General features: G+C 61.8%; 13 protein-coding genes. 7 read left to right on the top strand and 6 right to left on the bottom strand.

From position 1 onward, the window contains the following. Nucleotides 1-660, bottom strand: coding sequence for a YciC family protein (locus ACP7BX_RS21655; protein ID WP_426129933.1), 660 nt, complete (start codon nt 658-660; stop codon nt 1-3). 176 nt (nt 661-836) lie between these two features. Between ACP7BX_RS21655 and ACP7BX_RS21650 the strand changes: the two genes are divergently transcribed. From ACP7BX_RS21650 to ACP7BX_RS21640, 3 genes are all read left to right on the top strand, one after another. Next, a complete protein-coding gene (locus tag ACP7BX_RS21650; protein WP_426129935.1) occupies nt 837-1,574 on the top strand; it encodes a DUF2076 domain-containing protein in 738 nt (245 codons plus the stop codon). 117 nt (nt 1,575-1,691) lie between these two features. Continuing rightward, nucleotides 1,692-2,168 (top strand): NYN domain-containing protein, encoded by a 477-nt coding sequence (locus ACP7BX_RS21645; protein WP_033896500.1) that lies wholly within the window; start codon nt 1,692-1,694, stop codon nt 2,166-2,168. A 25-nt stretch (nt 2,169-2,193) separates the two neighbouring features. Beyond that, nucleotides 2,194-2,805, top strand: a complete 612-nt coding sequence (locus ACP7BX_RS21640; RefSeq protein ID WP_095013631.1) for a 3'-5' exonuclease — start codon at nt 2,194-2,196, stop codon at nt 2,803-2,805. Nucleotides 2,806-3,004: 199 nt separating this feature from the next. Here the strand turns inward: ACP7BX_RS21640 and ACP7BX_RS21635 are convergent, their stop codons facing one another. Further along, complete coding sequence (locus tag ACP7BX_RS21635; protein ID WP_426129938.1) at nt 3,005-3,304, bottom strand: DUF6124 family protein; 300 nt, start codon at nt 3,302-3,304, stop codon at nt 3,005-3,007. A 233-nt stretch (nt 3,305-3,537) separates the two neighbouring features. Here ACP7BX_RS21635 and ACP7BX_RS21630 point away from each other — a divergent pair, with 233 nt between their 5' ends. Continuing rightward, the gene (locus ACP7BX_RS21630) at nt 3,538-3,786 is read left to right on the top strand and encodes an acyl carrier protein (RefSeq protein WP_426129940.1); all 249 of its coding nucleotides are present in this window, start codon (nt 3,538-3,540) and stop codon (nt 3,784-3,786) included. An 89-nt stretch (nt 3,787-3,875) separates the two neighbouring features. Here ACP7BX_RS21630 and ACP7BX_RS21625 read toward each other — a convergent pair whose 3' ends face one another. Beyond that, nucleotides 3,876-4,337 carry an Lrp/AsnC family transcriptional regulator gene (locus ACP7BX_RS21625; RefSeq protein WP_016976725.1) on the bottom strand — a complete coding sequence of 154 codons (462 nt, stop codon included), beginning with the start codon at nt 4,335-4,337 and terminating at the stop codon, nt 3,876-3,878. A gap of 160 nt (nt 4,338-4,497) precedes the next feature. On the opposite strand from ACP7BX_RS21625, the gene yedA reads away from it, so the two are divergent. After that, nucleotides 4,498-5,394 (top strand): drug/metabolite exporter YedA, encoded by an 897-nt coding sequence (gene yedA / locus ACP7BX_RS21620; protein WP_033896507.1) that lies wholly within the window; start codon nt 4,498-4,500, stop codon nt 5,392-5,394. 48 nt (nt 5,395-5,442) lie between these two features. Continuing rightward, nucleotides 5,443-6,777: a DEAD/DEAH box helicase gene (locus tag ACP7BX_RS21615; RefSeq protein WP_178951439.1), complete on the top strand. Its 1,335-nt coding sequence runs from the start codon at nt 5,443-5,445 to the stop codon at nt 6,775-6,777. 166 nt (nt 6,778-6,943) lie between these two features. Here the strand turns inward: ACP7BX_RS21615 and ACP7BX_RS21610 are convergent, their stop codons facing one another. From ACP7BX_RS21610 to ACP7BX_RS21600, 3 genes are all read right to left on the bottom strand, one after another. Beyond that, nucleotides 6,944-8,173, bottom strand: a complete 1,230-nt coding sequence (locus tag ACP7BX_RS21610) for a TIGR03862 family flavoprotein (protein WP_426129942.1) — start codon at nt 8,171-8,173, stop codon at nt 6,944-6,946. A gap of 73 nt (nt 8,174-8,246) precedes the next feature. Then, on the bottom strand, nt 8,247-11,570 hold the full coding sequence (locus ACP7BX_RS21605; protein WP_426129944.1) for a type III effector HrpK domain-containing protein: 3,324 nt from the start codon (nt 11,568-11,570) through the stop codon (nt 8,247-8,249). A gap of 230 nt (nt 11,571-11,800) precedes the next feature. Next, complete coding sequence (locus ACP7BX_RS21600; RefSeq protein WP_061434273.1) at nt 11,801-12,721, bottom strand: histone deacetylase family protein; 921 nt, start codon at nt 12,719-12,721, stop codon at nt 11,801-11,803. Nucleotides 12,722-12,796: 75 nt separating this feature from the next. Between ACP7BX_RS21600 and ACP7BX_RS21595 the strand changes: the two genes are divergently transcribed. After that, nucleotides 12,797-13,366: a GNAT family N-acetyltransferase gene (locus ACP7BX_RS21595; RefSeq protein WP_033897913.1), complete on the top strand. Its 570-nt coding sequence runs from the start codon at nt 12,797-12,799 to the stop codon at nt 13,364-13,366. Nucleotides 13,367-13,383 lie beyond the last annotated feature (17 nt).

The raw sequence follows: 13,383 nt of genomic DNA, 5'->3' as shown, positions 1-13,383 counted from the left end.
TCACCGCGCGTCGGCATCGCCACCGATCAGCATGAATAAACGGAACAGCACCACGCTGGTAAACAACTGCAGGAAGCTGTGGGCGCTGTCCAGAAACAGCCCCAGCAGCGGCGCGGGCGTTGGATATGCCGCGACGCTGGCGCCTTTGAGCAACCACAGCGGCGTCATCACGCACAGCAGGCACACCAGGATCAGCCAGAAATGCCCACGGCTCAGGCGGAAGCTTTCCTTCATTGCCTCCAACGCCGGCATGCCGCGCAGCACCAGCAAGTACTCGGCAAACGCCAGGACCACCATCAGCCACAGCCCCGGCAGGAAATACAGCGACAGCCCCAGCAGAATCAGCAGCGTGCTCATGGCCGTCAGCAGGGCGAAGCGCGGCCATAGGGTGAGGGCCATGGCCCAGACATCTTTAATGCCCGGCGACTCGCCACGGGTGCGAGCATCCAGAAACAGGATCAGCGCGCCGGTATACAGCGGGTACACCAGCAACCCCACCACCACGCTATAGCCGGGAAACGCATCCGGGCCGACGACGTGGTTGAGCACCTGTTGCAGCAGGGCTTCGAAAATCACCAACGGCAGACACAGTTGGACGATGGCGCCCAGGTTGCGTTGGGTGAAACGGAAGGAGTCGCGCAGCACGTCTAACGGATTCATCAAGTTCATCGCAGGCCTGAAAGCAAGGGCAACACTTTAACCGATCATCACCGGAGGTAAGCAAACGTAAACCTTGAGTAAAGACCATTGAAACAACTCGTAACACCCCCATAACTAGGACGGCGCCTGATTAAAGGCGAGACCACGATTTCTACCGGCAATCTAACGAGGTCGCCATGAACAGCGAAGAGCAAACCCTGATCGATGGACTGTTTTCACGGTTGCAACAAGCCGAAACGGACTCAGCCCCCCGCGACGCCCAGGCCGAAGCGCGGATCAAGGAGCACATGACGCGCCAACCGGCGGCCGGGTATTACATGACCCAGTCGATCCTGGTGCAGGAACACGCGCTCAAGAGCCTCGACGCGCAGAACAAGCAGCAGGCGCAGCAGATCCGGCAATTGCAGGACGAGCTGCAGCGGGCTAAATCCGCGCAGCCTGCTCCGGCGAGCAGCGGTGGTTTCCTGTCGAGCATCTTTGGCGGTGGCGGTTCCCGTGATCAGCAGCCGGCTCAAAGTGCACCGCCGTCTTCCGGTGGCGGCTGGCGCGAACCGGCGCGGCCTGGGTTCAGCCAGCCTGCACCGCAGCAGAATTATCAACAACCTGCTCCGGCCGCTCCGGTGGGCAGCGGCTTTCTCGGCGGCGCGATGAAAACTGCTGCCGGCGTGGCCGGTGGTGTGCTGCTGGCCGAAGGCATCAGCAGCCTGTTCAACCACAACTCGCAACAGCCGCAAGTGGTGGAAGAAATCATCCGCGAAGAGCCAGCGCCTGCCAGTGACAACGGCAACTGGGGCAACGACGACCAGAAGTACGCTGGCAATGACAGCTGGGGCAGCAACAACTCGGACAGCTTTGCCGACAGCGATTATTCCGACGACTCTTCTTCCTTCGGCGACGACGATTCCTTCGTCTGACCCACCCAGACCGGGGCGACTAGTCGCCCCGGTCTGATTTTTCCCGGAAACCTTCTCGCGGCTGGCATACTGGCACCCTTTCCGGGCCCTGGCGCCTGGCTGTCATGAGGAAGTGCGGTGAAGAAAATTGCAGTGTTCGCCGATGTGCAAAACCTCTATTACACCGTCCGCCAGGCCTATGGTTGCCACTTCAACTACGCCGCGCTGTGGGCTGACATCAGCTCGCGCGGGCAGATCGTCGAGGCGTACGCGTATGCCATCGACCGTGGCGACAGCAAGCAGCAGCAGTTCCAGCAGATCCTGCGCAACCTGGGCTTCACGGTAAAACTCAAGCCCTACATCCAGCGCAGCGACGGCTCGGCCAAAGGCGACTGGGACGTGGGTATCACCATCGACATCATGGACGCCGCCGACCACGTCGACGAAATCGTGCTGGCCTCCGGTGACGGTGATTTCGACATGCTGCTCGACCGGGTTATCCACAAGCATGGCGTCGAAGCCGTGGCTTATGGCGTACCAGGGCTGACGGCCAATTCATTGATACGCGCCGCCAGCCGTTATGTGCCGATCGAAGGCGCGTTGTTGCTCAAATAAATGCCAAGACGGAGTTGGAACAGGTTTGGAACGTATAGCGGTCATCGACTTTGAAACCACCGGCATCACCCCGAGCAGCCACTGCCGGGCCACGGAAATTGCGGTGGTCATCCTTGAGCGTGGCCAGATCGTGGACCGCTACCAGAGCCTGATGAAAACCGGCGTGCATGTGCCCGCGTTCATCGAACAACTCACCGGCATCAGCAACGCCATGCTGCGCAGCGCACCGCCGGCGGAGCGGGTGATGAATGAGGTCAATGAGTTCGTCGGCGTCACACCGTTGCTGGCGCACAACGCCGCGTTCGACCAGAAGTTCTGGGATTACGAGCTGGGGTTGATTCGCCGGACGCGTTTGCAGAAGTTCGCCTGTTCGCTGCTACTGGCCCGCCGTCTCATGCCATCGGCGCCGAATCACAAGCTTGGCACGTTGAACGCCTTCGCTCAGTTGCCCCACACCGGCAAGGCCCACCGGGCGATGGCGGATGCGGAGATGGCCGCCAACCTCACGGCCCATCTGGCTCAGGAGCTGCGCGGCACCCATGGCTTGCGTGAACTGTCCCACGACCTGCTGTGCACCTTGCAGAAAGTGCCGGCGGCGAAGATCAATGAGCATCTGAAGAAGCATCGCGGGTTCTAGAACGCCGTAGACAAAGCATCTGTGCCGAGCTGGATGGTTGTGGCAAATGGCTTTTTTGTGGCGAGCGGGCTTGCCCCGCGTTGGGCTGCGAAGCAGCCCCCAATAAGGGCGCCGCGTGTTTTCAGGTAGCTCTCTGCGCCTGGTTTTGGGGCCGCTTCGCAGCCCAACGCGGGGCAAGCCCGCTCGCCACAAAGTTAGGCTATCGCGGCTGCACACACTCCAACGCCCGATCCACCACCCCCTTCGCCATCCCCACCAGATGCATCACCGCCCGCTGCTGCGCGCTCAGCACCTCAGCCGAATCCTGCACCGTCTCCACCGCACAATGCAGCAAGTCAGCCGCATGGGCGAGCGCGTCTTCGAAGCTCAGGTTGTCGTTCAAAATGAAATGGGGCGCATCCGGGGCGGACGCTTTGAGGTAGTAGTCGAGGGCGCGGCGGTTGAGCAGGGCGTCTTCGCTGAGGAAGTTTGCGTTCGATGTGGAAGTTGCTTTGATCATGTTCAGAGCTCCAGAGTATTTGACTCGCTCCTTCCGTCAATTTCGGCTTGCACTTCCGGTCATCGAGGGGCCGATGACGTGGGGCAGATTAGTGGTGCAGTCTTTGCGGAGCAGGGGGTTGAAGCTCGCTCGGAAACTTCCCGCAAGTGAAAGGGACCGGTCTTGCTGGCCATCTAGAACAGCCCTCTGGTATCTGTTCCGATATCGGGGGAGAAGAAAAGAGAGTTAGCCAAATGAGAGCCGAGATCAGCGAAAAGGTAATCCAACTGTTCGTCGATATCATTGGCTACATCGACCGCAGCCAAGTGACAGAGCAAACGGATTTCATCCATGACTTTAAGATCATTGATGACGACTTGACCTGCTTCGTCATGCAGATCAAGTGGCAGTTCAAGCTGCAAGCGACTCAGGCGGATTGGGATCACATCACTACTATCAAGCAGATTGTCGATTTGATTGTTGAGCGCTCAAATGTGCATTGATGCAACTTACGTCATCGCAGGCAAGCCAGCTCCCACAGTTGGAATGCATTTCAAAAGTGGGAGCCGGGCTTGCCCGCGATGGCGGCGGCTCAGCCACCACTTTTCCCATTGCCCTCCAACTGCCCCAACGGCACCCGCCGTTCTATCGCGCTCGACAAAATAATCGAAGTCTTGCTGAACCCGAACTTGGCCACGCGGTTGATCAGACTCTCCAACTCTGGCATCGACCCCACCGCCGCCTGCATGATCACGCACGGATCGCCGGTCACCCGATGGCACTCCGTCAACTCCGGAATTTCCGCCAACGCGTCATACACCTTCTGGCTGCCGTGATTGGTCAAGCGCAGCTCAATCACGCACTGAATCGGCAAGCCCACTTTGGACAGGTCCACCTTGGCCTGATACCCGGTGATCACGCCACTGGCCTCCAGTTTGGCCACGCGCTCGGCCACGGCGGGGGCGGAGAGGTTTACCGTGCGGGCCAGTTGCGCGTAGGACGCGCGGCCGTCTTCGAGCAGGGCGCTGAGGAGCATGCGGTCGTATTTGTCCATGATAAGGCTCCGGTTGCGCGTGACTTTCGAAAGCACGGTTTATAGCCTTCACAACCATGCTTTGAAAAGTGTATTGGCGTTTTAAACAGGTTTTGTAACTTATGTTTAACGACCTGCCTTTTTAGAATAAGCCTCCCATCTCCTGCCATAGAGCCGCCCAATGCCTGGCCCACGTCGCTTTCCCTTACCGTTGATCGCCGCCTTTTTTGCGCTGTATGTGATCTGGGGTTCCACCTATCTGGTGATTCGCATCGGCGTGGAGTACTGGCCACCGTTGTTGCTGGCGGGGATTCGGTTTTGCACGGCGGGGGCGTTGATGTATGGCTTCCTGCGTTGGCGCGGGGTGCCGGCGCCGACGTGGCCGCAATGGAAGGCGGCCGGGATGATCGGTCTTTTGCTGCTCACCGTGGGCAACGGCGGCGTCAGCGTGGCGGAACACATGGGCGTGTCGTCCGGCGTGGCGGCGCTGGCCGTGGCGACGGTGCCGTTGTTCACCTTGTTGTGTGGGTATTTCTGGGGCGCGCGCAACACTCGCTTGGAGTGGGCGGGGGTGATCCTGGGGATCATCGGCATCGCCATGCTCAATATGGGCAGCACGTTGCAATCGAGTCCGATGGGGGCTGTGCTGCTGTTGGTGGCGGCGGCCTCCTGGGCGTTCGGTTCGGTGTGGAGCCGGCAATTGCCACTGCCCCAAGGCGCCATGGCCAGTGCTGCGGAAATGCTGGTGGCGGGCGTCGCGCTATTGATCATCAGCGCGCTGTCCGGTGAGCGCCTGCAGGCCGTGCCACCGCTGGAAGGCTGGCTGGCCCTGGCCTATCTGACGGTGTTCGGCTCGATCATCGCCTTCAACGCCTATATGTACCTGCTCAAGCATGTGCGCCCGGCGGCGGCGACCAGCTATGCCTATGTGAACCCGGCGGTCGCTGTATTGCTCGGTATCGTGTTCGTCGGCGAGACCATTGGTCTGGAAGAAGCGTTGGCCATGCTGGTGATTATCAGCGCCGTCCTGCTGATCAGCCTGCCCCAGTGGCGCAAGCCGAAGGCGGAAATAAGGTAAACTGCGGCGCATTGCGACCTTGCGCTGAATTTTTCCTACGGTAAACACATGACTTTCGCCACCCTTGGCCTGATCGAACCCTTGCTGCGCGCCCTTGAGACGCTTGGCTACCAGACCCCGACGCCGGTGCAGGCGCAAGCCATTCCGGCGGTGCTGGCCGGTCGCGACCTGATGGCTGCGGCCCAGACCGGCACCGGCAAGACCGCCGGTTTCGCCGTGCCGTTGTTGCAACTGCTGACGATGGAAGGGCCGAAAGTCGCGGCCAACTCGGCACGCGCGCTGATCCTGTGCCCGACCCGCGAGCTGGCCGAGCAGGTGCACGCCAGCGTTGCCGAGTACGCGCAAAACCTGCCGCTGACCACTTACGCAGTGTACGGCGGCGTGAGCATCAACCCGCAGATGATGAAGTTGCGCAAAGGCGTCGACATCCTGGTCGCCACCCCTGGCCGCCTGATCGACCTGTTCCGCCAGAACGCGCTGAAACTCAACCAGCTGCAAACCCTGGTGCTGGACGAAGCCGACCGCATGCTCGACCTGGGTTTCTCTGAAGAGCTGGCGAACATCTATCGCATGCTGCCGAAAAAGCGCCAGACCCTGCTGTTCTCCGCGACCTTCTCCGATGAGATCCGCACGCTGGCCGGGCAGATGCTCAACGACCCGCTGAGCATCGAAGTCAGCCCGCGCAACGTCGCTGCCAACACGGTCAAGCAGTGGATTGTGCCGGTGGACAAGAAGCGCAAGCCGGAGCTGTTTGTGCACCTGATGCGCAAAGGCCGCTGGAAGCAGGTGCTGGTGTTCGCCAAGACCCGTAACGGCGTGGATGCGCTGGTGGATAAGTTGCAGGGCCTGGGCATCAATGCCGACGGTATCCATGGCGACAAGCCGCAAGCCACGCGCCAGCGTGCGCTGGACCGTTTCAAGTCGAGTGACGTGCAGATCCTGGTGGCCACCGACGTGGCGGCCCGTGGCCTGGATATCGAAGACTTGCCGCTGGTGGTTAACTTCGACCTGCCGATCGTGGCCGAAGACTACATCCACCGTATCGGCCGTACCGGGCGTGCGGGCAACACCGGTGAGGCGATTTCCCTGGTGTGTGCCGATGAAGTGAACATGCTGTCAGCCATCGAGATGCTGACACGTCAGACCTTGGCCCGCCACATGGAGCAGGACTTCGAACCGGAACACCGCGTGCCGGACACCGATGCCAGCGGGCAGGTGGTGAAGAAGCCAAAGAAACCGAAAAAGCCTAAAACCTCGGGCGGTGGCGGTAAGCGCAACCTTGGTAAGTGGGTGGACAGCGGGGAAGTGGCGCCGTCGGAGCCGTCGATCAAACCGGTGCGCAAGGTGCCTGTTTTTAATACCGGGCCGCGCAAGAAGAAGTAAGTTACTGCTGCATTGAGAGCGCAGTCTGTGGTGAGCGGGCTTGCCCCGCGCTGGGCTGCGTAGCAGCCCCAAAACCTGACACTCCGTTCTAACTGAAAGAGCGCGGCGCCCTTATTGGGGCCGCTGCGCAGCCCAGCGCGGGGCAAGCCCGCTCACCACAGGATCTTCAGCGCCGATTAAGCCACTCCAACATCCCCCGCCCAGCTGCTCTGCCGCTGGCAAAGCACCCCGTCAGCAAATACCCGCCCGTCGGTGCTTCCCAATCCAGCATCTCCCCCGCACAAAACACCCCCGGCAATTGCTTGAGCATCAAGCGCTCATCCAACGCCTCAAACGGCACGCCGCCCGCTGTGCTGATCGCTTCATCCATCGGCCGGGTCTTCACCAGCGTCAGCGGCAACGCCTTGATATCCACCGACAACTGCGCCGGATCATTGAAGTGGTCAGACGGCGCCAACTCGCGCAGCAGTGCGGCTTTGACGCCATCCAACCCCAACTGGCTGTGCAGGTGTTTGCTCATCGAACGTGAGCCACGGGGTTTGGCCAAGGTGGCCTGAACCTTGTCCAGCGCCTTGCTCGGCAGCAGGTCGATGTGCACGGTGGCCGAACCGTCGCGGTTGATCGCTTCGCGGATCGGCGCCGACAGCGCGTAGATCAGGCTGCCTTCGATCCCGCTGGCGGTGATTACGCATTCACCCAGACGAGGCTTGTCGTCACCCAAACCCATCGCGACGTTTTTCAACGGCGCGCCAGCGAATTTGCTGACCATCAATCCGCTCCAGGCCGACACCTCGAAACCGCAGTTGCTCGGTTGCAGCGGGGCGTAAGGCACGCCTTTGTCCTCCAGCAACTTGAGCCAGGCGCCGTCAGACCCCAACCGTGACCAGCTGCCGCCGCCAAGGGCCAGCAGCACGGCGTCGCTGTGGACCGTTTTTTCGCCGTCGGGGCTGTGGATAAGTAAGTCGCCCTCGGCAGTCCAGCCCAGCCAGCGATGACGGGTGTGGATAACCACGCCTTGGTCGCGCAGGCGTTTGAGCCAGGCGCGCAACAGGGGCGCGGCTTTCATGTCGGTGGGAAACACGCGGCCGGAGGTGCCGACAAACGTCTCGATGCCCAAGTCATGAATCCATTCACACAACGCCTCGGACCCGAAACTACGCAGTAACGGCGCCATGTGCGGCGCGCGTTCGGCGTAGCGTGACAGGAATGCCGGGTACGCTTCGGAGTGGGTGATGTTCATGCCGCCCACGCCGGCCAGCAGGAACTTGCGGCCCACTGAAGGCATGCCGTCGTACAGGTCCACCCGCACGCCCGCCTGGCTCAGGACTTCGGCGGCCATCAACCCGGCAGGGCCACCGCCGATAATGGCAACGTGGGAAGGAGCAGTAGCGGACATCGGCAGGCCTGGTCAAAAACAAAGGGCGCCCATTGTAAGCAATGCGCGCCCCGTGCCGTTAGGCAAAAAGTACTCAGGCAAAACCAGTGTTGGCGTAGGGCGGGTATTCATCCTTGCGGTCGGCGTCGGTGATCGGGCCGCCGGTGAGGCCATATTTATCCAGGGTCGGCACCAGGTTGCCAAAGAACGCGTCCTGTTGTTTTTCCCGTTTCACCACCTCGATGATCGGGAATACAAAGCTGGTCACGATGCCCACCCCGGCTGCCGCCCAACCCAATACCCCGGCGAAGGTGCCGGCGATGGCCGCCGCGTCGGCAATGCCGAACAGGCCCGCGCCGCCTTCGATGATCGAGGCCACGGCCGCGCCGGTGCCCAGGGCGCCGCTGGTGAGTGAGAAACCGGCGTTGAGTTTATCCCCGGCAAACGCGCTGTTGACCCCGCTGATCAGGCCGAACACACCGCCGATAAAGCTACCGGTGCCGCCGACGATCTTGCCCAGGTTGCCCAGGCGGTTGAGGCCGTCTGTGTTCTGCACCATTTTGCCGGTGGGGAAGTCACCGATGCCTTGGGGTTTGTTCGGGTCGATCGGCGTGGGTTTCCAGGTCATGCCGTAGCCGGCTTCTTTGGCGTATTTGGTGCCGCCTTCGGTGATCAGGCCGGCAAACTGCATGCCTGCCGCCACGCGCCCGGCGTTGTCTGCCGGGCTGTTGCCGCCCGTGGCCGAGCGCGCCGCCAGCACGCCGCCGGCCAGTAAGGCGCTGCCGATGTGCAGCAGGCCCTGTTTGTACGAATCGCTGACGTTGAGCTTCAGCCCATCCACGGCCTTGGGCAGTACGTCGCTGATCTTCTCGCCCTGGCGGTTCACGTCCCACATCGAGCGGATCAACGAGATCACGTCCTGCGGCTTGATCTGCGCCCCCGTGGCGTCCTTGAACATCTCTGGGTCGTCGGCCATGGCTTTCTCGATGATGGCCGTGGTCTTGGCCTCGTCGAAGTTGCCATTGGCATCGCCGAACGCGCCTTTGAGCACGTCGTCGTTGGCGCCGTTGACCAGGGAGTCGGACACCGCCTGGTTGACGTATTGCTGCACCGTCGACGAGTCCTGGGCCGAGACCTTGTCACCGAGGAATTCCTTGAGCAACTCGGCGTGGGCGGCGTACTGGCCGATGGCGGTCATCGGGTCGGCGTTCGGCTGGGCGAGAGCGTCTTGCAGGTCTTTGCCGTTGAGGATGTGGTCCTTGAAGAACTGCTCGATGTCCCCGGATTTTCCCGATTTTTCCGCGATGACACTGAGGTCCACATGCCCATCGCCGCCCAGGGCCAGGTCGGTGAGGGTGGCGTCGGTGCCGGCCAGGCTCAGGGCGTCCATGAGCGACAGCGGTTTGCCATCGGCGCCTTTGGTGTTCAGGGCGGTGTTGAGCACGTTGCCGCTGTTGATCTGGCCGTCCTGGTAGGCCTGCAGCTCATGCTTGATCGCCGGGTCGCTGTTGACGATATCGCGCATGCCGGACGCCTGGTTCTGCGCCAAGAAGGTCTTCACGTCCGGGTCGCTGGACAGCTGGCCGATGGCGGCGTCGAGCTGGTCGGTGACCTTGGATTTGGTCGGATTGAGGTGGTATTCGGTGTCCGCGGTAATCCCCGCATACAGGTCGCCGTCGCCCACTTTGTCACTGGCGGCCATGCGCGCGCGGGCGTCGCTGATTTCCATCATCACGGCGGCTTTGGTCTTGCCGTCGTAGTTCTCCGGGTGTTCGAGCACGTCCTTGGTCAGCTTGGAGGTGTCGACATCGGCCACCGAGCTGCGTACCGCGGCGTTGCTGAGCATCATCAACACGCCGTGGTCGTCCTTGGGCGCCTGGTTTTCCAGCCACGCGCCGAGGTTTTTCTGTTGAGTGATGCCGTCGGCCTTGGCGGTGGCGGGCAGGTCGCCGGCCATGTCGAGGGTGCGCAGCATGCCGGGGGTGGACCAATAGCCTGCGGCGCCGGTCAGCTCGGGGCTCAGGCCCGAGTCATCCTTGATCGCCTTGAGGTTGGCGGTGTTCAGGCTGCCATTGTTGGCACGCTGGTTGGGCCCCTGCATTTCCGGGCCGGCGCTGCTGACCAGGGAGATATTGGCCATGACAATGGCGGCGGACTTGGCGTTTTCCTTGGCCAGGCCGGTGGCGTCGGGGTTCTTGCTGAGGAAGGTGCTGTAGGACTTCGAAGCGGCCGACAGATCCTTGTTCGATTGGCTGATGAACTTATCCACATCGGCGTGCGTAATCACCCCATCGCTTTTGCCCAGGCCGCCGCTGTCGAGGGCGTTCATCAGGCTCGGGCTGCCGGCCAGGTACTTGAGGCAAGCCTGGGCTTCGGGTGGCAGGTCGGCGGGCGGGTTGGAGAAGTCGATTGGGCGGTCGTGCAGGCCCCATTTGTCCCAGTTGTCGCTGAGCATTTTCGAGGCGGCGCGCGGGCGGTCGAGGTCGCGTTCTTCCTGGGTCGGTGTGCCGCTGGTGTTGCCGACGATCTTGTCCCAGTCCTTGGCGCTGGCGTACTTGGAGTTGTCGATCCAGTTGGTGTCCACGGCGCCGTCGACGCCAAAGATGCCGTTGGACTCCTTGACCACCGAGGCGTACAGGTCGGGGCTGATGGCCTGGGACACGATGATCTTGTCGCCGGAAGCGGTCTCGTAGCGGATCAGCCCGTGGCCGAGTTCTTCCGGCGTACCCACCAGGCTCACGCTGCCGGCCTCATCGGCACCGGCCAGGCGATACCCGTCATTTTTGCTGTCGTTGATCAGGCCCCAGGTTTCGCCGTCAGACTTAACCTTTTCGTACAGGTCGCTGTTGGTTTCCTTACTGACGACGACCTTGTCACCCGACAGGGTTTCGTAACGAATCATGCCCGGCCCCACCTCATCGGCCGGGCCGATGCCCTTGTAGGTGTCCAGGCCTGGCGCGGTGTCGCCGGCCTGGGCGATGCGGTAGCCGTCGGCCTTGCTCTTGTTCAGCGCGTCCACGGCGTCGACTTTGCCAGCCATGCCGTCGAACAGGTACGGGGTCATCTGCTTGATAATGATGATGTCCTTGCCGTCGCGGGTTTTCAGCTCCAGGACGTTGTCGGAAATCTTGGTGATGCTGGCGATGTTGGCCAGGGGCACACCGGTGTTGCTGATGTCGGCCAGGTTCGGGTCGTTGAGGCGCTTGATCGCTTCCTGGTCGCCGGTGGCTTTGACGTCGGCGATCTTTTTGTCCTTGGTGTTATCGGTTACCGCCAGCACCTTGAAGTTGCCGGGGTGGGCGGCTTCCTTGAAGCCGGAGAGGGCGCGGGACATCGCCACGTCGAAGGTGGCGGCGACTTTCTTCAGGGCGTCGTCATTGCCGGGCGTCGCGCTACTGCCGATCTTGTAAGTTGCCATCGCTGGGTACTCTGAAAGCGGGAGAGGCCTTCAGGTTGACGGCGGCGTGCGGCAGTTTTGTTGCAAAACGGCCGCCGGCGCCAAGTTCCACAACGTTTCACGGCTGTGGAAAAGTATCTGGTCAAAAAAACGTACAGTTTCTTACAGGCTATACGGCTACTGGCTTTCAGGCCGTTACGCTCAAGTTATCCACAGGTGGTTCCACAGGGATTGTGGGTAACGCCCACATTTCAGTGACAACCTGATGACGTCCACACCCGTTGCGCGCTGTGGTGCAGGATGCCGTGGCGGCGGGCGAGGGCCGGGCGGTCCTTGCTGTAGCCGCCACCGATCACGCCCATCACCGGGATATCGCGGCCCAGGCAGTGGCGCATCACGCTTTCATCACGGGCGGCGACGCCCTGGTCTGTCAGTTTGAGGTAACCGAGGGCGTCGTCTTTGTGTACATCGACGCCAGCGTCGTACAGCACCAGGTCGGGTTGGTAGAGCGGCAGCAAGTAGTTGAGCGCATCGTCCACCACCTTGAGGTAGTCGGCATCGCCCATGCCCATGGGCAACGGGATGTCCCAGTCGCTCTGGGCCTTGCGCGCGGGGAAGTTCTTTTCGCAGTGCAGCGACACGGTGATGGCGTCCGGTGTGTCGTGGAGGATGCGCGCGGTGCCGTCGCCCTGGTGCACGTCGCAATCGAAGATCAGCACACGGCTGACCCGGCCGCTGGCCAGCAGGTAATGGCTGATCACCGCCAAGTCATTGAAGATGCAGAAGCCCGCCGGGTAATCGTAGTGGGCGTGGTGGGTGCCGCCGGCCAGGTGGCAGGCCAGGCCGTGTTCCAGGGCTTGTTCCGCCGCGAGAATCGAACCGCCCACCGCCCGCACGGTACGACGGGCCAGGGCTTCGTTCCAGGGCAGGCCGAGGCGGCGTTGGTCTTCCCGGGATAATTCGCCGCCCATGTAGCGCTCGATATACCCAGCGTCATGGGCCAGGGCCAGAATCTCCGGTGGGCACAGTTGTGGGCGCAGCAGTTGGCGGTCCTCGGTCAGGCCGCTGTCCACCAGGTGGTCGCGCAACAGGCGGAATTTGTCCATGGGGAACCGGTGGTCCGCCGGGAACTCGGGGCTGTAGTCATCGTGGTAGATCAATGGCAAAGGCATGGGATTTTCTGACGGGAACCTGCGACGCATCTTACCCGCGTTGTACACTCACGCACATGGCAAGGGAGGGGACCCATGGAGCCGATACTGGAATTGGAAAGCGCACGCCTGGTGCTGCGCCAATGGCGCGACAGCGACCTGGCGGAGTTTGCGCGCATGTGCGCCGACCCACAGGTGATGCGCTATTTCCCGGCCAAGCTGAGCCACCTGGAAAGCGCCGCGCTCATCGGCCGCATTCGTGGGCACTTTGCTGAATATGGCTTTGGCCTGTGGGCGTTGCAGCGCAAGGACACCGGTGAATTCATCGGCCTCACCGGGTTGCTGAATGTCAGTTTCGAGGCTGATTTTACCCCGGCGGTGGAAATCGGCTGGCGCCTGGCCCGTGAACACTGGGGGCTGGGCTATGCCAGCGAGGCGGCCTGGACCGCATTGCGCTGTGGGTTTGATCGTTTGAAACTGGACGAAATCGTCGCCTTCACCACGGAGGCCAATCTGCCCTCACAAAAAGTCATGCAGGCCATCGGTATGCATTACGATCCCCAGGCAGATTTTGAACACCCCAAGGTCGCAGCCGATGACCCGCTGCGCCCTCATGTTTTGTACCGCATCACCCGCGCCCAATGGTTGGACACGCTGCACGGATAAGCAGCCCGGAATGCCCC

It is taken from the genome of Pseudomonas sp. DWP3-1-3b3 (assembly GCF_049896305.1).
Taxonomy (GTDB): domain Bacteria; phylum Pseudomonadota; class Gammaproteobacteria; order Pseudomonadales; family Pseudomonadaceae; genus Aquipseudomonas; species Aquipseudomonas azotoformans_A.
Note: the sequence above shows the minus strand (reverse complement) of the source record. Positions and strands in the feature narration are given on the sequence as shown.